This is a genomic window from Bacillus sp. ME78, from assembly GCF_903970865.1.
GTDB lineage: Bacteria > Bacillota > Bacilli > Bacillales > Bacillaceae_G > Bacillus_A > Bacillus_A cereus.
Map to the genome: position 1 here is coordinate 118201 of NZ_CAJCKK010000006.1, position 26816 is coordinate 145016.

Below are 26816 nucleotides of genomic sequence, written 5' to 3' on the forward strand. Positions count from 1 at the left end.
TCTATAATAACTTGCATACAAGGCTTTCCTACGCAGTAGGAAAGCCTTTTCTTATTTTTGAAATTTAATTTTATAAGGGGGATTTTATTATGTCACAACAAGTTACAATGTCATTTTCAGTAGTACCACAAGCGAAAACGAAAGATGTATATTCTGTTGTCGATAAAGCAATTGAAGTTGTGCAACAATCGGGAGTTCGTTATGAAGTAGGGGCAATGGAAACAACTTTGGAAGGAGAATTAGATGTACTTCTTGATGTCGTTAAACGTGCGCAACAAGCTTGCGTCGATGCTGGAGCAGAAGAAGTGATTACTTCTATTAAAATCCATTATCGTCCAAGCACTGGTGTAACGATAGATGAAAAGGTTTGGAAGTACCGTGATGAATATGCAAAACCAGAAGCAATCTAAACTTATTACAACTATTTGGCTTATCCTTCTCATTGCGATATGGGAAGGATCTGTTTCATTATTTAAAATCGAACCGTGGATTTTACCAAAGCCTTCTGCCATTGTTCAAGAATTAATTGGGATGAAAGATTTACTATTACCAAATACGATGCAAACACTGCAGGAAGTTATAATTGGACTATTCTTTGCAATTTTATTGGGGACGAGCATCGCAATTATTATGGACGTTATACCTTTATTTCGTATTTTAATAAATCCATTGCTCGTTATTTCGCAAACAATTCCAATTGTTGTACTTGCACCGCTATTTATTATTTGGTTTGGATATGGGATGTTGCCGAAAGTAATGGTCGTAATACTCGTTTGTTTCTTCCCAATTGCGCTTAGTATTTTAGAAGGTTTTCAAACAGTAGATAAAAACATGTTGAAGCTGTTACAAACAATGAAGGCGACAAAATGGCAAGTTTACCAGAAAGTAAAATTTCCAGCAGTGCTTCCATACTTTTTCTCCGGTTTAAAAATTGCAGTTACATATAGCGTAATGGGGGCAATTATCGGAGAATGGCTCGGTGCAAGTGAAGGATTAGGCGTTATGCTTACGAGGGCTACAAAATCCTTTTTGACTGCCCGAGTATTTGGTGTTGCAGCAATCATCGTTATAGTGACATTATGCCTGTATTTTATCGTAGAGTTTATGGCAAGAATAACAGCACCATGGATATATAGAAAGGACGGCAGAAAATGAAAAAAGGTTTGAAAGTTATGTTAGCTGCCTTAGTAGCGGTAGGTGTGGCTGGATGTAATCCGGCGAAGAAAGAAGAAAGTGCAAGTAAAGATCAAAAAGTAAAAGTAGTATTAGATTGGTTTCCAAATACGAATCATACTGGCTTGTATGTAGCGCAAACGAAAGATTATTACAAAAAGCAAGGATTAGATGTAGAAATTATTCAACCAGGTGACAATGTAACAGCAGAGCAAATGATAGCATCAGGAAAAGCAGACTTCGCAATAAGCGCACAAGAAAATGTAACATTAGCTCGTGTGGAAGGAATTCCTGTTGTATCTGTAGGAGCGATTATTCAGCACAACACTTCAGCGTTTGCATCGCTTAAGAAAGATAATATGACGTCACCGAAAGATTTTGAAGGTAAACGTTATGGTGGCTGGGGAGGACCAGCGGAAGAAGCGACATTAAAGACGATTATGGATAAGCATCAAGCTGATTTTAATAAAGTTGAAAAAATCATCTTAGGACAAACAGATTTCTTTAAATCAATCGGCCGTGATGCAGATTTCGAATGGATTTATTACGGTTGGGATGGTATTGAAGCGAAGCGCCAAGGAAAAGAGTTAAATACGATTATGGTGAAGGACTTAGATCCAGCGCTTGATTTCTATAGTCCTGTTATTATTACGAGTGAAAAACATACGAAGCAAGATAAAGACTTTGTGAAAAAGTTTATGAGTGCAACAACAGAAGGTTATAAATTTGCAATTAAGGAACCGAAAGAAGCTGCTGATATTCTAATTAAAGCTGTTCCAGATGTAAATAAAGATTTAGTTCAAGAAAGCCAGAAATGGTTAAGTACGAAGTATCAAGATGATGCGAAAGCATGGGGAGTACAGAAGGAAGAAATTTGGACGAATTACATGAATTTCTTATATGACAACAAAGTTATTAAAAAGAAAATCGATGTAAAAGATGCTTTTACAAATGAATTCCTTCCAAGTGAAAAATGAGCGGATTACAAATAAAAAATATAGTGAAATCTTTCGACGGAAAGAATGTATTAGAGAATATTAGTGCCTCTATACAAGAGGGAGAGTTTGTTTCCTTTGTAGGACCGAGTGGTTGCGGGAAAAGCACATTATTAAACATGATTGCAAATGTTGAAAAACCAACAAGCGGGAACGTAATGTATAAAGATAAGCAAGTACAAGAGCAAGATGTTGTTAGTTATATGCCACAACAAGATTTATTACTACCGTGGCGATCAGCTTTGCAAAATATCGTTCTTCCGTTAGAAATTGAAGGAAAGCCGAAAAAACAAAGGCTGACAGAAGGAATGGAAGCATTAAAGCAGTTCGAACTAGATGAATATGCAGACCATTATCCAGATGAATTGTCTGGTGGTATGCGTCAAAGAATTAGCTTTCTGCGCACATATTTATGTGAAAAGCCAATTATGCTGCTGGATGAGCCTTTTGGTAAATTAGATGCATTTACAAAAATGGAAGTACATAGCTGGCTTTTAAACTCTTGGCATCAAGAAAAGCAAACAATCGTTATGGTGACACATGACTTAGATGAGGCAATCTTGCTTTCAGATCGCGTATTTATTTTATCTCAAAGACCAGCGTCAATTGTTGGCGAGGTACAAGTGAAATTACCTAGACCGAGAACGATGGATATGTTAACATCACTCGAATTAAAAAAGGATAAAGAAGAGATTTTAAGTGTGTTAGCTCCTTATATGAAAAAATAGAAAAAGCCTTTTAACAGTTTTTAGTATAATTACTGTTAAGAGGCTTTTTTTAGAATATGAAAAGATGGAGAAGGAACAAAAGGGAAAATAGAGAATAGAATATAACAGAGTAGTTTATACTCTTAATATAACAAATGTTAAAGGAGTGAAAGGATAAAATGACTTTATCAACTGTTCTTCAAATGGTTTTAGCTTGATATGGGAGAAGTCTGCCCATTTTTTAAGATTAAGCTAAATTGAAGACAGCAGGTAAAGAACCTTAATCCTTTTTTACGATAATATGTAATGGGTAAGGTGTATTCACCTTACCCATTTTTATATGCATAATTAAATAAGGCTTCATACTGTTGGTCTCTCTATTTAGCTTATGGACGATAAGTAAAGGAGAGAAAAAAATGAGTATATTAACAGTAGAAAATTTAAGTCATTCGTATGGTGAGAAAACCATCTTATATAATGCGTGCTTTCGATTATTAAAGGGGGAGCATGTTGGGTTAGTAGGGAAAAATGGGATTGGAAAATCAACACTGCTAAGAATTTTAACAGGAGAACTTATACATGATGATGGGAACATTGAATGGTTTCCACATGTGAAGGTTGGATTTTTGCAGCAGCATATAGATTTACAAGAAGGAATAACAATTGAAGGATACTTGCAAAGTGCATTTTCTAACTTGTATGCGATTGAATACGAAATGTTAAAAATTGCAAAAGAGATGACTGAGGCAGTAGAAGTAGAAAAATTGTTAGTAAGGTATGGAGAGTTACAAACTATATTGGAAAACTCTAATTTCTATCAAATTCATACAGAAATTGAAGAAGTGGCAATTGGTTTAGGGCTGTTTGAAATAGGATTGGAAAAGGATGTTTCAAAGTTAAGTGGAGGACAGCGGACAAAGTTATTACTAGGAAAGCTTCTTCTAGAAAAAGCTGATGTTTTATTGCTAGATGAACCAACGAACTATTTAGATACAGCACATATAGAATGGTTGCAATCGTACTTGAAACTGTACGAAAAAGCTTATATTATCATTTCGCATGATGAAGTATTTTTGAACAATATTACGAATGTCATTTACCATCTAGAAGAACGAAAAGTTAAGCGATATGTAGGGGATTATGAAAAGTTTTTACAAAGTTACCAAGTACAAAGGAAACAATTACAATCGGCGTATGTGAAACAACAAAAAGAAATTGCTCAGTTAGAAACATTTATTCAAAAAAATAAGATTCGAAAAGCAAAACAGGCAAAAAGTCGAGAGAAAGTATTGGAGAAAATGCAAAGGGTTGAAAAGGTTAATAATATACCTCGGTCCCGTTTTGCTTTTACTGTTTATAATGAACCAGTAAGTCGTATATTACAGGCTGAGAAACTAAGAGTGGGTTATAGTGAGCCGTTATTTCCAGACTTGAATTTACAAGTGAAAAAAGGAGAAAAGATAGCTGTTGTTGGTCATAACGGTATTGGAAAAACGACAATGTTAAAGACGTTATTAGGTCAAATAAAGCCGCTAAGCGGTTCAATTTTTGTTGGGGAACGAGTAAATCCTGCTTATTTTGCACAGGAAGAGTTTGCTTCAGAAATAACACCGTTAGAGAAAGTTTGGGCAGAACGACCAGATATGACAAAGAAAGAAGCGCGCCAAGCATTAGCGAAGTGTGGATTGAAAGAAGAACACGTATTAAAACCTATTCGTTTATTAAGCGGTGGAGAGCAAACGAAAGTGCGTTTATGTGAACTTATCGTAACGAAAAGCAATGTTTTAATTTTAGACGAACCGACTAATCATTTGGATGTAGAAACTAAGATGGCTTTACAGGAAGCGTTACAACAATACAAAGGAACGGTTTTAATTGTCTCACATGAACCTTCTTTCTATGAATCGTGGATAACAAAAGTATGGAATATAGAAGATTGGAATACTGAACAATATGAATAAAGAAAAGGCATTAGCTTTTAGGAGCTAATGCCTTTTCTTTGTGATTAACATGATTTTCGAGAACTCTTACATGAGAATTGTATGAAGAAGCACTCTTATGGTGCGCTTATAAGCGTGCTTTTTCTTTTGTTATATTTATAATACGAAAGCCTTTCCCTAACAGGTGACTATCTTTCTTTATATATATAGATAGTTCAAAATGGAATGAAAATAATTCCTTTATGTAAAGGATAATATGGATATTATAGGAAGACAATAGAAATTAAAGGAAATTCATGTAAAATTCAAATGAACTTCATATAAACTTCATATTAGAAATTAAATATAATTATAATAGGTTATTATGATATTTTTGATTTTTCGTAAAATTAAAAGTTTGAATTTAGGAGGTATTGCTCAAACCTAAATTCAAACTTTAGTGAATTAATTAATGGATATTACGTCTAGTTTTCGCTAATGACGGTATTTAAAAGTTCGGCAGGATTACCTGTTCCTGCACCGCCAATTGTAATAGATCCACCAGGAGGAATTTCACCATTCCATCCTGCGTTCGTAATTACATAATGATTATTTGTTTTACTACTAATTTTAGAATCCCAAACTTGTGTTAAATTACCGCTATAATCAAATTCTAATTTCCAATTTTTAATAGGAGTCGTTCCATTATTTTTGATTATAATCGAGAAGTTATAACCGCTGCCCCAATTCGAAGTGACTGAAAATGTAGCAGTGCCATTTCCATCAGGAGGTGTCGTATTAGCTTCATCCGTTTTGACAGTAAGAGCGGTAGGTTGTGATTTATTTCCAGCAGCATCTTTGGCAATTATTGAAAATGTGTATTCCGTATTAGGTTTTAAGTTTTTAATTGTAATGCTATTTGTTGTTGTACTCCATTTCTCTTCTCCAGCAGTAATTTCATATTCCGTAACTCCTACGTTATCAGTAGATGCAGTCCAGCTTAATTGAACTGAGTTTGAATTTTTATTCGTAACTACAATATTTTTAACGTTCGTTGGTGGCTCAGTATCTTTTTGACTAATAGGTCCACCAAGTAATTCTTTTACTAGCGTATCAAGTAATTTTGGACCACTACAACTATATTTTGGACTTGTACGGCAATCCCCGCTTAGTTCCCAAAACATTGCTCCACTTAAACCCTTCGTCTTTATATAGTCTGTTTTATATTTCATAGATTCATTGTCATCGTAGCTAATAAATGTGCCTGTAGTCGCATTATATAAGTAAGGTACTTTAGCTGTGTCATTCCAGTAGCGTACAAAACCATTCTTATTAACGTAATTGGCTGCTAAATCACCGTAATCATACACACCTGTGTCACCGGTAGAATAATCATCCCAAGTACCTTTAGAAGCAAGTTTCCCATCGCTACCTGGTTTGCAAGGTTGATATTGTCCGTTATTTTCTTTTCCACAACTTTTCCATCCACGTCCGTAAAAAGGTACGCCTAATACTAGTTTATCGACTGGAACACCTTCATTTGTATAAACATTTATAGCACCATCTACGTAAAAATTCGTATTTGCTGCTGGGGCATTTGGATCCTTATATAGAGCTGCATTATGATTAGAAGTAGCTTCCCATCCGCCGTGGAAATCATATGTCATAATATTAATCCAATCGAGTATTTGAGAAATTTTCTTTAGCTCTGTATGATCAGCGTAGCGTTGGCTTGCACCTGAAGCGATTGTTAGTAAATATTGTTTGCCATCTTCAGTACCTGCTTTATTCAAAGCATTTCGGACGTCTTGAAGAAGGAGAGTGAAATTTTGTTTATCTTCAGGACGATAACTACCACCAGGAATCGTTTCAACGCCCGGATATTCCCAGTCTAAATCTACGCCATCAAACCCATATGCGCGAAGAAAAGCTACTGTAGATTCAGCAAATACTTTTCTTGTTTTTTCATCAGCGGCCATATCAGAAAAGCGGTTAGACCAAGTCCAGCCACCAACGGAAATAATTGTTTTTAAGTGAGGATATTTAGCTTTTAATCGTTTTAGTTCTCCGAAATTTCCGCAACGGGCATATTTATCGCAATCTTCCCAAGTTGTACCTGAGCCAGGATACGATTTGGTAACATCAGCCCATGGTTCCCCGAGTACGAGAGTACCATTAGGAACCTCTTTATTTTGCAATGGTACACCAGATTCTTTACAGTTCCACGTTTGTTTATTTGGATTATCAGGATGAGTAGAAGGGTTTCCATGTTTTCCATTCCAACAAATATCCGCGAAAGCATAGTTAAGGTGAGTAAGTTTTGATGCATCAATGTCAGCAACTTGATAATTACGTCCGTAAACGCCCCACGAAGGAAAGTACCCAACAATTTTTTGATTTTGCTTTGGTGAATCTGCTAATGCGAGATTTGGAGTAATAAAATTTGTGAGAAAAAGAGGTAAGAAAAGTAGTAGAGATAGTAATAGCAGTGTGAATTTTTGAGACCTCATAGCCATTTCTCCTTTCAAAATAAAAGATATATTTAAAGGCATACGCCAATAAATCAAAATGAATCTAGACGTATGAAACGTCTAGATAAAATGATCAGACATCACGAAGTCTATACAAGGGAGCTGGGGGTGATTAAATCGTAACAAATGTAAGATTTAGTGTAAACGCTTTATTCAGTTGTAAAAGACTTTCTCAATACAAAAAGGCTTGAATACAAACTATATATGAAAACGAAAGATCAGTATGGGAGGAAATAGCTCATTATAAATAAATTTGAGAAAAAATTGTATGGAGCCAATTATTAAAGACGTAGAAAGATAAGGAAATATCATGTAAAATAATAGTAAAAATATGTAAAGGAGGGAATAGTGTGGATGTGTTTTTGAACATTGCTGAAGAAAAAATTCGAAAAGCAATACGGAACGGTGATCTTGATTATCTTCCGGGAAAAGGAAAACCACTACAATTAGAAGATTTTTCAATGGTACCTCCAGAACTTAGAATGAGTTATAAAATTTTAAAAAATGCGGGAATGATTCCACCAGAAATGGAACTACAAAAAGATATATTAAAAATAGAGGATCTAATTGCTTGCTGTTATGATGAAGAAGAGAGAAAGAAATTAAGAGAAGAGTTAACAGTAAAAACGCTTCGTTTTCAGCAGGTAATGGAAAAGAGAAAGATTAAAGATAGTTCAGCTTTTCGTATGTATCAAGAAAAAGTATTTCGTAAATTACGCTAAGAGGGATAAGATGACTACATTTAAAACGATAGAAGAATTAGCGACCTATATCGAAGAACAACAATTGGTACTTCTGTTTATTAAAACGGAAAATTGTGGTGTTTGTGATGTTATGCTAAGAAAAGTAAATTGCGTATTAGAGAATTATGATTACGTAGAGAAAATAGAGATATTACTACAAGACATGCAAGAGATTGCGGGGCGATATGTCGTATTTACAGGACCGACAATTTTATTATTTTATAATGGAAAAGAGATCCTTCGAGAATCGCGCTTCATTTCACTTGAAAATCTAGAGAGAACCATTCAATTATTCGAGGAATAAGGGAGGCTTTTATATGGAATTTATTATTGTCATACTATTATTTGTTGTAGTTGGAATAATCGTAACAGCAGTTCGATCGAACAAAAAGAAGGTAAATCTTACAAAACAAAATAACATTCATAATTCATCTAACAGCTCATCACCATTATTTTTCTTTGCTGGATCTGATAATGATAGCTCGCATGATGGCGGCTCACATGATTGTGGAGGGTCTTTTGGGGGAGATAGCGGTGGAAGCTGCGGTGGTGGCGGTGATTGATGAAAATGCGCCTTATATAGGCGTATTTCTTTTTAAACAAACGTTTGATTAGTTGGCTTACATATTGCATAAACACAGTTAAACCAACGTTTGATTAATATTTTTAATATACTAAGGGGAATGGAAATGAAAAGGGAACCGAAAGTGAAAAATAAGGAGAAAGTAGTGTTATTTTTATTAGCTGCGGGAGGCGTATTTCTTGTTAAATTAGCATTTAAATTTGGAACGATACATATGATTCGAACTTGGTTTGAAAGTACGTTTTCTTAAATAAGGAATATATCCTCTTGCGATAGAGGTTTTTGATTTGTTATCATTAGACTGAACGGTCGGTTTAAAGAGGTGTGAATATGAGAAGAAGCGCAGAAGAGATAAAGAAAGAAATTGCATATAAAGCAGAAAGTCTATTTTCACAGAAGGGCTATGCAGCTACATCTATGGAAGAGATTTGTGAAATTACAGAGCGAAGTAAAGGAAGCATTTATTATCACTTTAAAAGTAAAGAAGAATTATTTTTATTTGTAGTGAAACAGCATACGTATGATTGGGTTGAAAAATGGAATGAAAAAGAGAAGTTGTATAGTACTAGTACTGAAAAACTATATGGTCTCGCGGAATATCATGTAGAGGACATACAGCAACCAATTTCAAATGCAATAGAGGAATTCTCTATGAGCCAAGTTGTAAGTAAAGAGATTCTGGATGAATTGTTAGCTTTAACTAGAGAATCATATGTTATGTTTGAGAAATTAATTGAAGCAGGTATACAGTCTGGAGAGTTCCGTGAAGATAATGCTCGTGATCTTATGTATATTGTGAACGGATTATTATCAGGGCTTGGAGTACTTTACTACGAGTTAGATTATAAAGAGTTGAAGCGTATTTATAAAAAGGCAATAGATGTATTGTTAAAAGGAATGGCAGCTGAATAATAAGTCAGTTGCTTTTCTTACAAAACAAATTAGACCGAACGGTCGGTTTATGAAAGGGGAATGAAAGTGAACGCTTTATTTAAAAACCGAGCATTTATGCTCGTTATGGCATCTGATATTTTACAACAATTTGCAATTTGGATCAGAAATATGGCTCTTTTATATTTCATAATGGAGCGGACAAATAATGATCCAGTTTCAGTGTCTCTATTATCTGTCATGGAGTATGCACCTATCTTTATTTTCTCGTTCATTGGTGGTGCATTAGCAGATCGCTGGAATCCGAAAAGAACAATGGTCGCTGGAGATGTGTTGAGTGTACTGTCTATTATAGGAATTGTCCTGTTGTTAAAGCTGGATTATTGGCAGGCTATATTTTTTGCAACACTCATTTCCGCGATTGTAGGTCAGTTTTCTCAGCCCTCATCTTCGCGTATATTTAAGCGCTATGTAAAAGAAGAACAGGTAGCAAATGCGATTGCATTTAACCAAACATTACAGTCATTATTTATGATTTTTGGACCAGTTGTAGGATCAATTGTGTATACACAACTTGGCTTATTTACATCACTATATAGTTTAATCATTCTATTTTTGTTATCGGCTATCGCCCTTTCATTTTTACCAAAATGGGTTGAAAAAGAGCAAGTGGCAAGAGATTCATTAAAAAATGATATAAAAGAAGGATGGAAATACGTTCTTCACACGAAAAATTTACGTATGATTACGATCACTTTTACAATTATGGGTTTAGCTGTTGGATTAACAACTCCATTAGAGGTGTTTCTTGTAATTGAACGTTTAGGCATGGAAAAAGAAGCTGTTCAATATTTAGCAGCAGCTGATGGAATAGGTATGTTAATCGGTGGTATTGTTGCTGCAATTTTCGCTTCAAAAGTGAATCCGAAAAAGATGTTTGTATTCGGTATGGGCATATTAGCGATATCATTTTTAGTAGAAGGGCTATCTACATCATTTTGGATTACTAGTTTCATGAGATTTGGAACAGGTATTTGTTTAGCTTGTGTTAATATTGTTGTCGGTACGCTTATGATTCAACTTGTACCAGAAAATATGGTTGGAAGAGTAAATGGGACGATTTTACCACTGTTTATGGGGGCAATGCTAATTGGAACTTCACTAGCTGGAGGATTAAAGGAACTAACTTCACTAGTTACTGTATTTTGTATAGCGATGGCACTTATTTTATTAGCGATAGGGCCAGTTCTACGTATGCAAATAAAGAAAGAAGCTGTCGCTAATAAAGAGGAACTAACAAATTCGTTAGCTTCGAAATAACTATTGTAAGGGAGCAAAATTGCTCCCTTTTTCTTTGAGGAACTTTTGACAACTATATGAGCCAATTATATACTGATGTTGTAAAAACGATTTTACAGGTTAGGAGCAATGGTGTGAAAAATCAAATCTATGAATTACGCACTGAAAATAATATTTCACAAGGCGCATTAGCTGATAAATGCAAGGTTTCTAGACAAACGATAAATGCAATTGAGAATAATAAATATGATCCAAGCTTAGCGTTAGCATTCCGTTTAGCTGAAGTATTAGGAACAACTGTTGATAAATTATTTTTGTACAAGCAGTAGGGTCGTTCATTATAAGGCGCACCGTTAAAAATAAAAAAGATCCTCTTCTTATGAGAAGAGGATCTTTTCTTATAGCGTTTTAGTCTTTGGACTAGGTGGTGTAACGGATGTATTATTTTCTGGAACTCTAGTGAGTAAGAATCCACCGATAATAAACAATACAATAATACTAAGAACACCAGCGTTTGTTTTTCCTGTTAATTGCGTTGTAACACCGACTAATACCGGGCCCATAATTGCGGCGAACTTACCAAAGATATTATAAAATCCGAAGAATTCATTAGCAGATTCTTTTGGTACTAGTTTTGCAAAGTATGAACGACTTAGTGCTTGAATACCACCTTGAGATGTAGCAACTAACATTGCTAAAATCCAAAAATCAAGTGTCGTTTTTAAGAAATAAGCATATGTGCAAATAATGATATAAATAATGATACCGACATATAACATTTTTTTACCAGTAAATGTTTCAGATAGTTTTCCGTATAGTAACGCAAATGGACAAGCGACAATTTGTGTTACAAATAATATGATTAATAGATTCGTTGCACTGATACCGAGGTCGGTTCCGTAAGCTGTAGACATAGTAATAATTGTATCGACTCCGTCAATATAGAAAAAGTAAGCAATTAGAAACATAAATACAGTTTTATATTCTTTAATATTTTTAAAAGTATCAGCAAGACGTTTGAAGCTCATTTTAATAGGTCTTGGATGACGCTCAATATAGTGTGTTTGCTCTACGTTTTTAAGCATTGGAATTGTAAATAACCCCCACCAAAGAGCAGTTATCGCAAATGAAATTTGACTAGCAATGCCAACTGATAAAGGGATAGTTCCTTTTTGAGCAAGAATAATAAGAGCGATACAACCGATAAAAGGAATAGTACTCCCAATATAGCCTAAAGCGAAACCTCTTGTAGAAATTCGATCCATTCTATCTTCAGAAGTGACATCTACTAAAAATGCATCATAGAAAATGTTGGCTCCAGCAAAACCAACTAAGGCGAGCATATAGCATCCTAATAATAAGTACCACTGAGATGTTGGAACGACTGCTAACATACTTGTAAATACGATACCAAGTCCAAAGAAGAATGTGAAAAATCGTTTTTTAAATCCTTTATAATCAGCAACTGTGCCGAGAATAGGAGCAAGTATAGAAATTAAAAGTGTAGCGAACGAGTTTGCATATCCCCAATATGCTGTTGAAGTTGCACCAGATAGCCCGGCTTCTTTTGCAGCTGCTTTAAAGTAAATTGGAAATAATGCAGTTGTAATGACGAGCGAATATACCGAGTTCGCCCAATCGTATAATATCCAGCTTTTTTCTTGTCTGGACATTTTTTTCATATAGTGTTCCCCCTTAAATTTGTTCTACTAACAGTGTACAAAAATAAAAATTATAAAAAGAGAAACAGTGATGATTTTTACAGAACTTTTACATATATACACAGTTCTTTACAATTGGAGTAAATCCTCTACAATTGATCCGTCTGTTTCGCCTAAGTGTAAACCGAGTAGTCTAGCGATAGTTGGACCTTCATCAATAAGTCTCATATACGGGACGGTAACGCCGGTTTTTATTCCTTTTCCAGCAGCGATAAAAATTGTTTCATAGTTAGGTTTTGTTGGAGAGTATCCATGCGTACCAAATGTATATTTTTTACTAGGCGTAACATCTTTTTCAGTAATGTCTTTTATAAAATCTCCTGTATAGTTTTCAGTGAAATAATACCCCTCTTGCGCTTCTAACATAAATAAACAATTACCATCTGCACCGCAGTCTTTCGCAGCTTCATCATGAAGTATAAATTCAATTCCATTCTGTTTATTTTGCAGCAGTTCTTCAAGGAGTAGTTGTACTTCTCGAATTGTATCCGTATCATTTTTGTCTTTCACATATACATAGGCAGACCCGTCGCAACTTTGACAATAGGCCTTCCAATCTACTAATAGCCCTTTTTTATTTATAGATACGAGGCCTTTTTGTTGGAATAGCACATTTAATTGAATCGCTTTGTTTTCACTTAAAGCGCTATGGTCACCAAGAGCGATAATTGTACTCTCTTCGTATAGGTCACTGTCTTTTAAAGTTTGAATAATTTTCCCGAGCCGCTCATCATGTCTATGAATTGCAGCTATTGTTTCGTTAGATTCAAAGCCATGATAATGTCTTTGCGTGTCTAAATCAGTGAAATGTACGAACATAACATTAGGCTTTTTCGTCTGAATGGTGTGTACAGCAGAGGCGAGGACGAAATCATCCAGCTCTGGTTGTGATAAACCATTCCTTATATGGCCGAAACGAAGATTTAAATCTAATTGGTATAGTGGGCTACCGCTAAATAAGGAAACTAACACTTGATTTTGCCAAGGTCTATTGGGGAAAATTTCTGGTAAATTGTAATCAATGTTTGCTCTCCCAGTAACAGGCCATAGAAGGGCAGCTGTCGTTAAATTTGCTTTACGCGCTTCATCATACAATGTTGTTCCTTTTATCGATTTTCGGTACCAATGCCAATCAGGTGATTCACGTCCTGGTTGAAGTAACGTATTACTAACAACACCGTGCTTGTTAGGGTAATTACCGGTTACGATTGTTGAGTGGCTTGGATATGTTACAGAAGGATAAATTGGTTCTACTTTTTCGACAACCGTGCCCTTTTTTATTAGAGATTGGAAATGAGGTAGTTTTTGTAGTATAGGAAAATCTAAAGCTGATAAACAGTCGAATGATAAAATAATGACACGATTCGTTAATGCTTTATCCATAAAGTAATCCTCCTAATTATATAAAACCTATTCTTATATATTACTATTAATACCTAGTAATAAAAATATGTTTCTGAATAAAATTTATTGTTTATTTTCAGAAAAATTAAACATATTATAAGTATAAGGGAATCTATGGACGGAGGGAATAGTATGGACTGGTTAGATGGATTCGGTATATTTTACATCATTGGTGGCATCACAATTCTCCTTGTATTTGCTATTTCATATTTACTAAAGAAACGTTTTCCAGACAAACAGTTTGATATTATATTTGCACTGATTGTAATACTTCTTTGCTTAGCATCATTTCCTGTTACCATGATGGTTATTGGTGGGTGGGAAGGAATGGGATATGGATTTATTGGTTTCTTCGTTCTACTAGGTACACTTATTGGTATGATTGCACATCAACTTGTAAAAATCTCTCGAAAAAGCTACGTATAAAACTGTAAAAAATGAAAAGAATATATAATAATAAGAAAATTAGCTATTGTTTTAAAAAAGAATTTGTATTATGATAATCAACAAATTTATTTCGTTATAACGATGAAAAAGGACTAGTACATATTCAACCTTTTTAGCAGAGAGAGAATCCGCCAGGCTGAAAGATTCTTAAAAAGGCAATATGGAACCTGCCTTTGAGTTCTGCATATGCAGCGGGAATTTCCCGTTATCAAAAAGAGAGCATGCGCAATTTTTGTGCATGAATCAGGGTGGTAACGCCGGCAAAGCTCGGTCCCTATTTAGGGACGCGGGCTTTTTTGTATTTTCTAGAAGGAGGAAGACTGACTATGGCAAAAGAACAAGTGCAAGCCATTACGAAGATGGAAGAGGACTTTGCGCAGTGGTATACCGATATTGTAAAAAAAGCCGAACTTGTTGATTATTCAAGTGTAAAAGGGTGCATGATTTTACGTCCGTATGGTTATGCCTTATGGGAGAATATGCAGAAGGTGATGGATGAGAAGTTAAAAGAAACTGGCCATGAAAATGTATATATGCCAATGTTTATCCCAGAGAGTTTATTGCAAAAAGAGAAGGATCATGTTGAAGGATTTGCTCCTGAAGTAGCATGGGTTACACATGGCGGGGATGAAAAGTTAGCGGAAAGACTTTGTGTACGTCCTACATCTGAAACTTTATTCTGTGAGCACTTTTCAAAAATTGTGCAATCCTATAATGATTTGCCAAAGTTATATAATCAGTGGTGTTCAGTAGTTCGTTGGGAGAAGACAACTAGACCATTCCTTCGTACGACTGAATTTTTATGGCAAGAGGGTCATACAATCCATGAAACGGCAGAAGAATCGCAGGCTGAAACATTAAATATTTTAAACTTATATGCTTCTTTCTGTGAGGATTATTTAGCGATACCAGTTATTAAAGGACAAAAAACAGAAAAAGAGAAGTTTGCTGGAGCAAAGGCAACTTATACAATTGAAAGTTTAATGCATGATGGAAAAGCGCTTCAAACAGGAACCTCTCATAACTTTGGGACGAATTTCTCAGAAGCATTTGATATTAAGTTTTTAGATCGTAATGGTAAATGGCAATATGTGCACCAAACATCTTGGGGTGTATCAACAAGAATGATAGGCGGGCTAATAATGGTTCATAGCGATAATAATGGACTTGTAATGCCACCAAAAGTCGCTCCAGTGCAAGTTGTTATTGTACCAATTGCTCAGCATAAAGAAGGAGTTTTAGCAAAAGCAACAGAGTTACAAGGACATATTCAAAAGGTTGCACGAGTAAAAATAGATGCTAGTAATAAAACGCCTGGTTGGAAATTTAATGAGTATGAAATGAAGGGTATACCAATTCGATTAGAAGTTGGTCCTAAAGATATTGAAAAGAATCAAGTTGTACTTGTAAGAAGAGATACGAAGGAAAAAGAATTTGTACCAATGGATCAATTAGAAGAACGTATTCCAGCATTACTTGAAGAAATTCATAGTTCTTTATTTAATAAAGCAAAAGCATTTCGCGATGAGAATACGTATGCTGTGACAAATTTCGAAGAGATGAAAAAAGTAGCTGACGAAAAGCAAGGCTTTATTAAAGCAATGTGGTGCGGGGAATTGGCTTGTGAAGAGAAACTAAAAGAAGAAGTGGGAGTATCTTCACGTTGTATGCCTTTTGAGCAAGAGCATTTAGCTGAAGAATGTATTTGTTGTGGTAAAGAAGCTAAACAAATGGTGTATTGGGGAAAAGCGTATTAATACTCTTTTGATAGGTGATAAAAAGGACTTTGGGCTGCATAATAAAATGCAATCCAAAGCCCTTTTTAGTTTTATACATTATTTCATGTACTTTTTAGATGGAAGGATGTTGTTCTTATTTTACGTTTTTACGACGAATAAACAGTAACATACCAATGAGGAATGTTGAAAGACCCATTAAAATAGATATAGGGTAATGCGTTGCAGTATTAGGTAATTTATCACCTTGTTTTTTTGTATTATCTTTTACATTACCACCTTGAGAACCGTTGCCCTTCTGAGAATTGCTATCGCCTTTAACACGATTGCCACCTTGAGAGCCATTACCCCCTTGAGAACTGCTATCACCTTTAACACGATTGCCACCTTGAGAGCCATTACCGCCGTGAGAGCCACTGCCACCAGAACCGTTACCGCCAGAACCATTGCCACCAGAACCGTTACCACCGGAACCGTTACCACCGGAACCGTTACCACCGGAACCGTTACCACCGGAACCGTTACCACCGGAACCGTTACCGCCGGAACCGTTGTCACCAGAGCCACTGCCGCCAGAGCCGTTGCCACCAGAACCATTGCCACCAGAGCCATTGCCATCAGAGCCATTGCCACCAGAACCGTTACTGCCGGAACCATTGCCGCCAGAGCCACTGCCACCAGAACCGTTACCACCAGAACCGTTACCGCCAGAACCATTGCCACCGGAACCATTGCCACCGGAACCATTGCCACCAGAACCGTTGTCACCAGAACCACTGCCGTCAGAGCCGCTACCACCAGAACCGTTGCCACCGGAACCACTGCCGTCAGAGCCGCTACCACCAGAACCGCTACCACCAGAACCGTTACCACCAGAACCATTGCCACCGGAACCACTGCCGTCAGAGCCACTGCCACCAGAACCGTTACCGCCGGAACCGTTACCGCCGGAACCATTGCCGCCAGAACCACTATCGTCCTGAGAACCGTTATTTCCTGGAGGTTTATTATTATCCTTTAAATTTCCTTCTGCAAAATGATCGCTATTTTGTACAACAGCGTTTGTTAATGGATGGAAGTTTTCAGTTGCAGCATTACCGATATTTAAACCGCTAAAAAAAGATAAAGAGAGTGTTGATGCTAAAATGAAGATTTTCGTCATGGTTTTCCTCCTAAGAAATTAATATTCCATCTAAAATACATCCCTTTGTAATATTTCTTAGGAAAAAGAGTTTTATGCAAAAAAAACTATATATAGAAAAAGGTGGTGTATTTGTCAAAGCAGAAAAGAGTTAATGTAGATTTCCTACAAATAGTAGAGGCGGAGAATTTACATTCATAACGGTAGAGGAAGTGGCAGTAGATGAAAGAGTACATAGCGTTTGATATTGGCGGTACGCAAATTAAGTATGGCATTGTTTCAGAAATAGGGAGAGTATTAAAGCGTAAAACAGTTGCAACAGAAATTCATTTAGGCGGAGAACAAATTATTCAAAAACTTATATATGTATCCAAAAAAATAATGAATGAACATACTATTGCAGGAATTGGTATTAGCACTACGGGAATTGTTGATATTAATAAAGGAATTGTGACGGGAGGTGCGGATCATATTCCGGGATATAATACTATTCCTATTATTGATAGATTGCAAGAGATATTAAAAGTTCCAGTATCGATTGACAATGATGTGAATTGTGCAGCGTTTGGAGAAAAGTGGAATGGTAGTGGAAGAGAGAAAGAGAACTTTATTATGCTCACCCTTGGAACAGGAATTGGGGGAGCAATTTTTATAGGTGGAGAATTGTACCGAGGACATTCATTTAGTGCTGGTGAATGGGGGAATATGTTAATAGAAGGAAAAACGTTTGAAGAGGTTGCTTCGATTTCAGGATTAATTCGGCTTGTAAGAAAATATAAAGGCAAAGGCGAGTGGAATGGGAAAAGAATTTTCGAGTTGTATGATAAAGGAGATCGGGAAGTTGCTCAAGCAGTTGGGATCTTCTTTAAACATTTGGCGATTGGAATTAGTAATCTTGCTTATATTTTTAATCCAGAAACGATTATTATTGGTGGAGGAATTACCGATAGAGGAAATGAGTTTTTAAAAGAAGTAAAAGAGGAGGTCAGTAAATACTTAAATCAAGAGATTTATAATAATTGTGAGATTGAACTTGCACAAAACGGTAATTGTGCAGGAATGATTGGTGCTATTTACCACTTCTTACATCATCATAAGTAAATTATATGAATGTTTTCATATAACTGAGAATTTATCCTTTTTATCGCTAGGTAAATAATGCTACAATATAAGAGAAGAATACAATATTTTCCGATTTGGAAAATGCTTTGTAGAAAGGGAGAAACTTCATGCCTATTATTTTAGAAAAAGGTCAAAAGATCGATTTAACGAAAGGACAACCAAAAGTAGCAAAACTACAGGTTGGCTTAGGCTGGGATCCAATTGGGCAATCAGGTGGATTTCTGTCTTCATTATTTGGAAGTAAACCAAATGTAGATTGTGATGCATCTGTTGTTATGTTAGAAGGAGATCGTTTTTTAAACAAAAATGATTTAGTTTACTTCGGAAATAAACTTTCTACTTGTGGTAGTATTATTCATTCAGGAGATAATTTAACAGGCGAAGGCGCTGGTGATGACGAAACAATTTTCGTAGAATTACATAAAGTTCCGAGCCGTATTAATCGTTTAGTATTCGTTGTAAATATTTATGACTGTGTAAATCGTCGTCAAGATTTCGGGATGATTCGTAATGCATATATTCGTATTCAAAACCCGCAAACTGGTGAAGAATTAGCACGCTATAATTTATCGGATAATTATGCTGGCAAAACGACTCTAATTGCAGGTGAAATGTATCGTCACGGAAGTGAATGGAAGTTTTCAGCAGTTGGAGAAGGAACACAAGATAAAAACTTAAGTGAGATTGTATCACGTTATCAATAAAATAACCGAGGAGGAATTGTATATGGCATCAATTTCATTGAAAAAAGGACAAAAGGTAGACTTAACAAAAACGAATCCAGGTCTTTCAAAAGTTCTTGTAGGACTTGGTTGGGATACGAATCGTTATGATGGACAAAACGATTTCGATTTAGATGTTAGTATTTTCTTAGTAGGTGCTAACGGTAAAGTTTCAGGTGCAGAGGATTTCGTCTTCTATAATAACCCAAAAGGTGCGAATGGTGCTGTAGAGCATTTAGGAGATAACCGAACTGGCGAAGGTGAAGGCGATGACGAATCGATTAAAGTAGATTTGAAAAATGTACCTGCACATATCGAACGTATTTGCTTCACAATCACGATTTACGATGGAGAAGGACGCAGCCAAAACTTTGGACAAGTTTCTAACTCTTTCGTACGTATTTTAGATGAAGAAAAGAATGCAGAATTAATTCGTTACGATTTAGGAGAAGATTTCTCTATTGAAACAGCCGTAGTAGTAGGTGAATTATATCGTCATGCAGGTGACTGGAAATTCAATGCAATCGGAAGTGGATTCCAAGGTGGATTAGCGTCTCTATGTAATAATTTTGGTTTAGATGTAGAGTAATAGATTTGATTTATATATCCATCGGTGAAATGCGTGTATACCGATGGATATATTTTTAAAGATAAAAATATAGAGGTGAATATAGATGGTTATTCAATTACAAAAAGGACAGAAAATCGATTTAGGTAAGACAAGCCCTGGTTTAACAAAAGCAGTAATTGGTCTTGGATGGGATATTAAATCTTATGACGGTGGATCAGATTTCGATTTAGATGCATCTGCCTTTTTATTAGATGCAAACGGAAAATGTACGAAGGAAACTGATTTTATTTTCTATAATAATTTACAGTCTCCTTGTGGATCTGTTTTACATACAGGAGATAACCGTACAGGCGAAGGCGAAGGCGACGATGAGCAACTTGTTGTAGATTTGAAGAAGGTTCCAGCAGATGTTCATAAAATTGCTATTACAGTTACGATTTATGATGCAGAAGGCCGTAGTCAAAACTTTGGGCAAGTTGGAAATGCGTTTGTTCGTTTAGCGAATGAAGAGACGAATGAAGAAGTTCTTCGTTTTGATTTAGGGGAAGATTTCTCCATCGAAACAGCAGTTGTCTTTTGTGAATTATACCGTCATAATGGACAGTGGAAGTTTAATGCAGTAGGAAGTGGATTCCAAGGTGGTTTAGGTGCGCTTGTAAGAGCGTATGGCTTGGATGCATAGAAAGGAAACGATATTCGTTTCCTTTTTTTGACCTTTCTATAAATCTAGCAAAGAATAGGGGATAAAGGTAAGATGAGTATTTTGCAAGGAATCCTTGATACGTATGCTCAGTTTTTCGACTTGGACATGTGGATTAAAGTGTTGCAAGATCCAGTATCTTGGGGATTAATAGGTACACTTGTTGTACTTGAAGGGTTGTTATCTGCTGATAACGCACTTGTGTTAGCGGTAATGGTAAAACACCTTCCGGAAGAAAAACGTAAAAAAGCATTATTCTATGGACTTATTGGAGCTTATGTGTTCCGCTTTATTGCGATTGGAATCGGGATGTTCTTAATTAAATTAGCATGGGTAAAAGTGTTAGGTGCACTTTACTTAGCGTGGCTTTCAGTTAAATACTTCATTGATAAAAGAAAAGGTAATGCAGAAGAAGAGGAATCTCATGGTATGAACCAAAATAGTATTCTCTTCAGAATGTTCGGTGTCTTCTGGGGAACAGTTGCGATGGTTGAATTAATGGATATCGCATTCTCTGTAGATAGCGTACTTGCTGCATTTGGTGTATCTAATGAAGTTTGGATTTTACTATTAGGCGGAATGCTAGGTATTTTAATGATGCGTGGTATCGCTGGTGTATTCTTAAAATTGTTAGAGCGTATTCCAGAACTTGAAACGACAGCATATATTTTAATTTTAATTATTGCAGCAAAAATGTTATTGTCTGTTATTCATATTGAAATAAGCCATACAGTGTTCTTCATTATTTTAGTTGTAGCATTTGGAGCAACATTTATACTTCACTACATGAAGAATTCTGGACAAGCTAAAGAAGAAGTAGCAGCTACTAAAGAAGACAATAAATAATTGAAATGGGTTTGCTCGTTTTGCGAGCGCCCATTTTTTATAACCAAAAATAGTTTATAATAGAAGAAGGACTTAGAAAAAACGTAAATGTTTTTGGAGGTGAACTGTTGTGTTTTCACGTTTTACACTTCAACCATATGCATTAAAAGATGAATCAGATTTAAAGCAATTTGAAGCGCTTTTAGAAAAACGCCCACAATATGAGCTGACAGAGAATGAGATGAAATTTAGTTATATAGCATGTCGAATCCTAGGCGTTCCTAATGATGTAGATGAATATTTCAATGAACTGTTTGATTATAGTGAAGCGAAAGGAATCGAAGTTTTACACGAACAAAATTTAAACAAAGTGATTGATTCAGAAAAGCTTCGTCATATTCAAGAAGTGTTCGGATTACATCAAGAAGCACCAAATGGTCTGACAGTAAATAGGTTAGTTGCACACTTATCTGGGAAACAACTTTTACCGAAAGTAGACAACCCTGATTTACAGCATTACATACATACGACGTTTATTGCAGTATTGAAATTATATGAGAAACAACATAATCAGTCGTTAAAGACAGAAGGCTTCCGTCGTTTCTTAATCGACATAATTAAACTAAGCGAAAATTACGTAGCGAAGTGGTTCTCTACGATTAATTATAAGAAACAGATGCCACGTATCGTTTGGTATGGTGATGCACAGGAAAGCCGTATATATTTCTTATATTTTCTTATTATGCTCGGTTGTGATGTGCTTTATTATCACCCCGAAGGAAAAGATGGATTTGAAAATATTGATGAAGAGGGAAGAACTTTTATTGTGTCCCATCCGGGTCGCATTTCTCTTGAACCATTCCCTGATCGCCGCCGCGAGCGTGTTGCAACAGTAGCGTATCAAGCTTCGAAAGAAATTGAACAAGTACTTCACCACGATAATTCACTATTATATAAACCGTGGCAATTCCGTTCGTATACACCTGTAGCACGTACGTTAAAAACGACATATGATGAAATCTTTTTAATTACGAAAGAAAAGGCATTTGTACGTCCAACATTCTTTGTTGAAAATAAACATATTTATATTCCTTCTTTATTTGCGAAAATATCAGGCGTTTCAAAGAATGATAAAGAATATTTTCAACGATTAAAGGCTGTTACATCATTTGATAACAGTTTATTAATTAATACATTCCCGTTTACGAAAGAGCAAAAAGCAAACTTCCAATATCATTATCGAGATGCATTGGACCGAGCTGGAAAATTACATCCTGATCTAATTATGAATAGCCATTGGTGGCCGCATAAGCGTTTACCGGAAGGTTTACAACATGGGATTGCAGAGGCGATTATCCATACGTGCGAAAGTGAAATGTGCAAACCAATTGCGAAAGAGACGAAACAAGATGTAGCGCTATATGTTTTCGCACAACTTTCTCAAATACCACCCAATATTTTAGAACAGCTTGAGAAATTTGATTATTCACAAGATGTACCGAAAATTGTTATATTTAATAATGAGAAGAGCGGAGAATTAACTCGTTCTGACGCTGTTTTATTACTATTTTTGAATCAAATTGGAGTAGATGTATTCCATTTCAATCCCACGGGCAGAAACGATATTGAACCATATGTTGAAGCGGGAGCATTTGATTCCCATTGGCTTGAAGAAGTTAATTTCGATCTTGAGTTTCATGGTTCATCAGCCTATAAAAATTTATCACAAACAATAAAAGGACTATTTCGTCCATTTTTATAAGGAAAGGGAGAATACTATATGAATAACCCAGTCGTACTAGATTCGAAAACTGAATTGAATGAGCAAACCGCACAAGATGTTCGCTTGCAACTTAGACAAGATGCAGATGTGCAACGTATTTATAACGCAGTAGATATTAAAGATCAACTGGAATTAATTGAACTTGGAAAAGAACCTTCTATGGAAATTTCACGTTTTGCTGATCAAATTTTACATACAATGTCATTATCAAAGATAGAAGATTCTGGTGAATTGTTAAAGCAACTTGGTAAAATTATGGACAGATTTGATAGTAAAGACTTTGCAGAAGAAAAAAGTGGTTTCTTCTCGCGCATGTTCAAAAAAGCGGATAAAATGATAGAACAAATCTTTAGTAAATATCAAACGATGGGCCGCGAAATTGATAAGGTTTATGTGGAAATTACGAAGTACCAAGATGAGATGAAAAAATCAATTGGAACGTTAGATGGCTTGTATGAGCAAAACTTAAAATATTATTTAGACTTAGAGAAGTACGTAGTAGCAGGAGAAATGCTATTAGAGCGTTTAAATACAGAATTAGTTCCGATGTATGAAGAGCGCGTGCGTAATAATGATCAATTAGCAGGTATTGAATTAGAGTCGCTTAAAAACTCGGTTGAAATTTTAGAGCAACGTATTGATGATTTAGAAAAAGCGCGTATGGTTGCGCTACTTACAGCGCCGCAAATTCGCATGATTCAACGTGGTAATAATAAATTAATTGGTAAAATCAATACAGCATTTATTACAACGATTCCTATCTTTAAAAATGGTATCATTCAAGCAGTAAATGCGAAACGTCAAAAGCTTGTTGCAGATTCTATGGCTGAACTTGATCGCCGTACAAATGAATTACTTAAGAAAAATGCACAAAATATCGCAACGCAAAGTGTAGAAGTAGCGAGATTATCAGGTTCTTCTAGTATTAAGATGGAAACGCTTGAGGAAACTTGGAACATTATTTCAAGAGGTATGCAAGAAACACAACAAATTGAAGAACAAAATAAACGTGAGCGTGAAGAAAGCCGCAAGCGTATGGCTACATTAACGGAGAATATCAAAAAAGAATTACAAGGATAAATGAAAAGGCAATGAGGAATATTCCTCATTGCCTTTTAGTTTCTCTTCACTAATTTAATAATCTCATTCACAATAAGTGGAATGATACTTAATAAGAGAACAAATCCCCAATCTCGCATCGTTAATGCATGTACACCGAATATATTTGCAAGGGGTGGGATGGAGATGATACAAACTTGCATAAGAACACCGATAAGAAGGGAGAAAACTAAATATTTATTTGTAAAGATCCCAATTGAAAAAATTGATTTCGTTCTTGAACGCAAGTTAAATGAATGAACGAGCTGAGAAAAACTAAGAACGACAAATGCCATCGTTTGAGCGTGTAATAGAGCATCGTCATCAATTCGCTCTGGGAAAAGAGGGAATAAATTTGTATCTCCAGTATAGAATTTTGCTCCGGCGATAAAAGCTATTAGCGTTAAAAGTCCAATGATAACTCCATTGAAAATTAGGAAAGGAACGCTACCACTAAATAAGCTTTCTTTTGCATGTCGTGGTTTTTCCTTCATCACATCTGGATCTTCAGGATCAACCCCAAGTGATAATGCAGGCAGTGTATCTGTAATTAAATTCACCCATAAAATATGAATAGGTCGTAGTGGTGTTGCCCAGCCGAGTAAAATTGCTAAAAATAAAGCGATAATTTCTCCGAAGTTACAAGAGAGTAGGAAGAGAATTGATTTTTTTATGTTGCGATAAATATTTCTACCTTCTTCAACAGCTTTCACGATAGATGAAAAATTATCATCTGTTAACACAACATCCGCTGCCCCTTTTGCAACGTCTGTTCCTGTAATGCCCATCGCTACGCCGACATCGGCTTGCTTTAAAGATGGTGCATCATTGACGCCATCACCAGTCATAGAAACGATATTTCCTTTCGCGCGTAATGCCTTTACAATTTTCACTTTATGCTCTGGAGAGACTCTAGCGAATACATTTAAATGATTAATTTTGCTAGCTAGTTCTGTATCAGAAATGTTATCTAATTCAGTTCCAATCATAATTTCCGATATTTCTTCAGCAATGCCAAGTTCTTTGGCAATTGCAAAGGCGGTATCTTTATGGTCACCAGTAATCATAACTGTGCGAATACCGGCTTTTTTACATTCTGTAATTGAACCTTTCACTTCAGTTCGTGGTGGATCAATCATACCGACAAGACCAATAAAGATAAGATTTTCTTCAAGATGATTTATATCCACATCGTTTGAATTGTATTGTTTAAATGCGAATGAAAGTACTCTTAAAGCTTCTTGAGACATTGCTCCGGCAGCTTCTAATATTTGATTTTTATCAGAATCAGTTAAAATCTCGATTTTGCCGTTTTTAAAAATATGGGTACATCGAGGTAAGAGCTTATCAATAGCGCCTTTCGTCATGCTATAGTAGCTTTCATCGTATGTATGTACGGTTGACATCATTTTACGATCTGAATCGAAAGGTACTTCGTTAACACGTTCATGTATTTTTTCTAAATGATCTTTTTGCATGTTAAAAGTGGTTCCAGCAACGAGAAGTGCAATTTCAGTCGGGTCTCCCGTTTGTGATTCGTTATTGTAAGAAGCATCATTACATAGCACCATATTTTCTAACAATAGACGTTGCGCATCATTATTTACATTTAAACTTTCTAAGCGATCGTATGTGTTATCACTATAAAAGTGAGTAACGGTCATTTTATTTTGCGTTAACGTACCTGTTTTATCTGAACAAATAATTGTGACAGAACCGAGGGCTTCAACAGCTGGTAGTTTCCGAATGATAACGTTTTGTTTAATCATACGTTGCACACCAATTGCAAGAACGATGGAAACGATAGCTGGCAAGCCTTCTGGAATAGCTGCAACGGCTAAACTAATAGCAGTCATAAACATTTCTAACGTATCCCGGCCTTGTAAAAAACCGATGAGGAACATAACGATACAAATAGCTACAGCGACAAAGCCTAAATATTTTCCGACTTGTGCTAAGCTTTTTTGAAGTGGTGTCATATCATCGTCTGCTTCATGTAAAAGGGTAGCAATCTTACCAATTTGTGAGTTCATTCCAGTTTCAACAGCAACACCGACGCCTCTTCCGTATGTTACAAGAGTGGACATAAATGCCATGTTTTTTTGATCGCCGAGTGGTACTTGCTCATCACTTTGCATGGAAGGGTGGTAGATTGCATCTTTATCAACAGGGACAGATTCACCAGTTAGAGCAGATTCTTCAACTTTTAAATTTGCGGTTTCAATAAGGCGTAAATCGCATGGGATATATCGTCCGGCGTCGAGCATAACGATATCCCCTGGAACGACGTGCTCAGATGGAATTTCTTTTAGTTCACCATTTCTCTTGACGATAGCTTTAGGTGTTGCCATCTTTTTCAATGCCTCTAAAGCTTGTTCTGCTTTCGATTCTTGGACAACACCGATAACAGCATTTAAAACTACAACAAGCGCGATAATACTGGCATCCGCCCATTCACCTACAAAGGCAGAAATAAGGGCAGCAATAATAAGGACATATACGAGGACGTCATTAATTTGGGCGAAAATACGCTGCCATAAAGTGCGTTTTTGTTTTGTAGCTAATTCATTAGAACCGTATTGCTTTAAACGTTCACTTACAATCTCATCTGTTAAACCGTGTTGTTCGTTTGTTTCTAGGTCAATCAATGTTTGATCTTTCGTCTTACTGTACCAATTGCTCATAAGTAAGCACCTCCAGTAAAA

The 26816-nt window shown here is 35.9% G+C and carries 26 protein-coding genes and 1 other annotated feature; of the genes, 21 read left to right on the forward strand and 5 right to left on the reverse strand.

Going from position 1 to position 26816, the window contains the following annotated elements:
- Nucleotides 1-89: 89 nt before the first annotated feature.
- From H6481_RS10085 to H6481_RS10105, 5 genes are all read left to right on the forward strand, one after another.
- Nucleotides 90-410 carry an MTH1187 family thiamine-binding protein gene (locus tag H6481_RS10085; RefSeq protein WP_000082906.1) on the forward strand — a complete coding sequence of 107 codons (321 nt, stop codon included), beginning with the start codon at nt 90-92 and terminating at the stop codon, nt 408-410.
- A complete protein-coding gene (locus H6481_RS10090) occupies nt 382-1155 on the forward strand; it encodes an ABC transporter permease (RefSeq protein ID WP_001057164.1) in 774 nt (257 codons plus the stop codon). Before H6481_RS10085 ends, H6481_RS10090 begins: the two co-directional genes overlap by 29 nt.
- Nucleotides 1152-2150, forward strand: a complete 999-nt coding sequence (locus H6481_RS10095) for an ABC transporter substrate-binding protein (protein ID WP_071731314.1) — start codon at nt 1152-1154, stop codon at nt 2148-2150. The genes H6481_RS10090 and H6481_RS10095 overlap by 4 nt, the downstream gene beginning before the upstream one ends.
- Nucleotides 2147-2896: an ABC transporter ATP-binding protein gene (locus H6481_RS10100; protein WP_000016079.1), complete on the forward strand. Its 750-nt coding sequence runs from the start codon at nt 2147-2149 to the stop codon at nt 2894-2896. The genes H6481_RS10095 and H6481_RS10100 overlap by 4 nt, the downstream gene beginning before the upstream one ends.
- Nucleotides 2897-3291: 395 nt before the next feature.
- Complete coding sequence (locus H6481_RS10105; RefSeq protein ID WP_182811611.1) at nt 3292-4836, forward strand: ABC-F family ATP-binding cassette domain-containing protein; 1545 nt, start codon at nt 3292-3294, stop codon at nt 4834-4836.
- Nucleotides 4837-5279: 443 nt separating this feature from the next.
- On the opposite strand, the gene H6481_RS10110 is transcribed toward H6481_RS10105, so the two are convergent.
- Entirely contained in the window at nt 5280-7304 is a 2025-nt protein-coding gene (locus H6481_RS10110; RefSeq protein WP_182811614.1) for a glycosyl hydrolase family 18 protein, read from the reverse strand.
- Nucleotides 7305-7675: 371 nt separating this feature from the next.
- Between H6481_RS10110 and H6481_RS10115 the strand changes: the two genes are divergently transcribed.
- From H6481_RS10115 to H6481_RS10145, 7 genes are all read left to right on the forward strand, one after another.
- A complete protein-coding gene (locus H6481_RS10115; protein ID WP_017657409.1) occupies nt 7676-8047 on the forward strand; it encodes a DUF1992 domain-containing protein in 372 nt (123 codons plus the stop codon).
- 10 nt (nt 8048-8057) lie between these two features.
- Nucleotides 8058-8372, forward strand: a complete 315-nt coding sequence (locus tag H6481_RS10120; protein ID WP_182811616.1) for a thioredoxin family protein — start codon at nt 8058-8060, stop codon at nt 8370-8372.
- Between the two features lie 13 nt (nt 8373-8385).
- Entirely contained in the window at nt 8386-8631 is a 246-nt protein-coding gene (locus H6481_RS10125) for a hypothetical protein (RefSeq protein WP_000394364.1), read from the forward strand.
- 126 nt (nt 8632-8757) lie between these two features.
- Nucleotides 8758-8901 (forward strand): histidine kinase, encoded by a 144-nt coding sequence (locus H6481_RS10130; protein ID WP_069354903.1) that lies wholly within the window; start codon nt 8758-8760, stop codon nt 8899-8901.
- A gap of 80 nt (nt 8902-8981) precedes the next feature.
- A complete protein-coding gene (locus H6481_RS10135; RefSeq protein ID WP_001254447.1) occupies nt 8982-9563 on the forward strand; it encodes a TetR/AcrR family transcriptional regulator in 582 nt (193 codons plus the stop codon).
- A gap of 66 nt (nt 9564-9629) precedes the next feature.
- On the forward strand, nt 9630-10862 hold the full coding sequence (locus tag H6481_RS10140) for an MFS transporter (protein WP_064532166.1): 1233 nt from the start codon (nt 9630-9632) through the stop codon (nt 10860-10862).
- Between the two features lie 56 nt (nt 10863-10918).
- Nucleotides 10919-11170 (forward strand): helix-turn-helix transcriptional regulator, encoded by a 252-nt coding sequence (locus H6481_RS10145; RefSeq protein ID WP_002023181.1) that lies wholly within the window; start codon nt 10919-10921, stop codon nt 11168-11170.
- A gap of 69 nt (nt 11171-11239) precedes the next feature.
- On the opposite strand, the gene H6481_RS10150 is transcribed toward H6481_RS10145, so the two are convergent.
- The gene (locus H6481_RS10150) at nt 11240-12523 is read right to left on the reverse strand and encodes an MFS transporter (protein WP_000738820.1); all 1284 of its coding nucleotides are present in this window, start codon (nt 12521-12523) and stop codon (nt 11240-11242) included.
- A gap of 108 nt (nt 12524-12631) precedes the next feature.
- Nucleotides 12632-13945, reverse strand: coding sequence for an ectonucleotide pyrophosphatase/phosphodiesterase (locus tag H6481_RS10155; RefSeq protein ID WP_053565342.1), 1314 nt, complete (start codon nt 13943-13945; stop codon nt 12632-12634).
- A gap of 153 nt (nt 13946-14098) precedes the next feature.
- On the opposite strand from H6481_RS10155, the gene H6481_RS10160 reads away from it, so the two are divergent.
- Nucleotides 14099-14392 (forward strand): YesK-like family protein, encoded by a 294-nt coding sequence (locus H6481_RS10160; RefSeq protein WP_000383860.1) that lies wholly within the window; start codon nt 14099-14101, stop codon nt 14390-14392.
- A 93-nt stretch (nt 14393-14485) separates the two neighbouring features.
- Nucleotides 14486-14692, forward strand: a binding site (T-box leader).
- Nucleotides 14693-14739: 47 nt separating this feature from the next.
- Nucleotides 14740-16170 carry a proline--tRNA ligase gene (gene proS / locus H6481_RS10165; protein ID WP_001040983.1) on the forward strand — a complete coding sequence of 477 codons (1431 nt, stop codon included), beginning with the start codon at nt 14740-14742 and terminating at the stop codon, nt 16168-16170.
- A 115-nt stretch (nt 16171-16285) separates the two neighbouring features.
- Here proS and H6481_RS10170 read toward each other — a convergent pair whose 3' ends face one another.
- Entirely contained in the window at nt 16286-17311 is a 1026-nt protein-coding gene (locus H6481_RS10170; RefSeq protein WP_182811619.1) for an LPXTG cell wall anchor domain-containing protein, read from the reverse strand.
- Between the two features lie 201 nt (nt 17312-17512).
- Here H6481_RS10170 and H6481_RS10175 point away from each other — a divergent pair, with 201 nt between their 5' ends.
- The 7 genes from H6481_RS10175 to H6481_RS10205 all read left to right on the forward strand — a co-directional run bounded on the left by H6481_RS10175 (nt 17513) and on the right by H6481_RS10205 (nt 24093).
- Nucleotides 17513-18391, forward strand: coding sequence for an ROK family protein (locus tag H6481_RS10175; RefSeq protein ID WP_000666109.1), 879 nt, complete (start codon nt 17513-17515; stop codon nt 18389-18391).
- A 128-nt stretch (nt 18392-18519) separates the two neighbouring features.
- The gene (locus H6481_RS10180) at nt 18520-19116 is read left to right on the forward strand and encodes a TerD family protein (protein ID WP_001121586.1); all 597 of its coding nucleotides are present in this window, start codon (nt 18520-18522) and stop codon (nt 19114-19116) included.
- Between the two features lie 22 nt (nt 19117-19138).
- Nucleotides 19139-19723 (forward strand): TerD family protein, encoded by a 585-nt coding sequence (locus H6481_RS10185; protein WP_000146729.1) that lies wholly within the window; start codon nt 19139-19141, stop codon nt 19721-19723.
- Between the two features lie 85 nt (nt 19724-19808).
- A complete protein-coding gene (locus H6481_RS10190; RefSeq protein WP_000236649.1) occupies nt 19809-20387 on the forward strand; it encodes a TerD family protein in 579 nt (192 codons plus the stop codon).
- A 72-nt stretch (nt 20388-20459) separates the two neighbouring features.
- Entirely contained in the window at nt 20460-21251 is a 792-nt protein-coding gene (locus tag H6481_RS10195; protein ID WP_023520991.1) for a TerC family protein, read from the forward strand.
- Between the two features lie 109 nt (nt 21252-21360).
- Nucleotides 21361-22992: a YceG family protein gene (locus H6481_RS10200; protein ID WP_182811622.1), complete on the forward strand. Its 1632-nt coding sequence runs from the start codon at nt 21361-21363 to the stop codon at nt 22990-22992.
- A gap of 18 nt (nt 22993-23010) precedes the next feature.
- Complete coding sequence (locus tag H6481_RS10205) at nt 23011-24093, forward strand: toxic anion resistance protein (protein WP_001064413.1); 1083 nt, start codon at nt 23011-23013, stop codon at nt 24091-24093.
- Nucleotides 24094-24128: 35 nt separating this feature from the next.
- On the opposite strand, the gene H6481_RS10210 is transcribed toward H6481_RS10205, so the two are convergent.
- Entirely contained in the window at nt 24129-26795 is a 2667-nt protein-coding gene (locus tag H6481_RS10210; protein WP_182811624.1) for a cation-translocating P-type ATPase, read from the reverse strand.
- Nucleotides 26796-26816 lie beyond the last annotated feature (21 nt).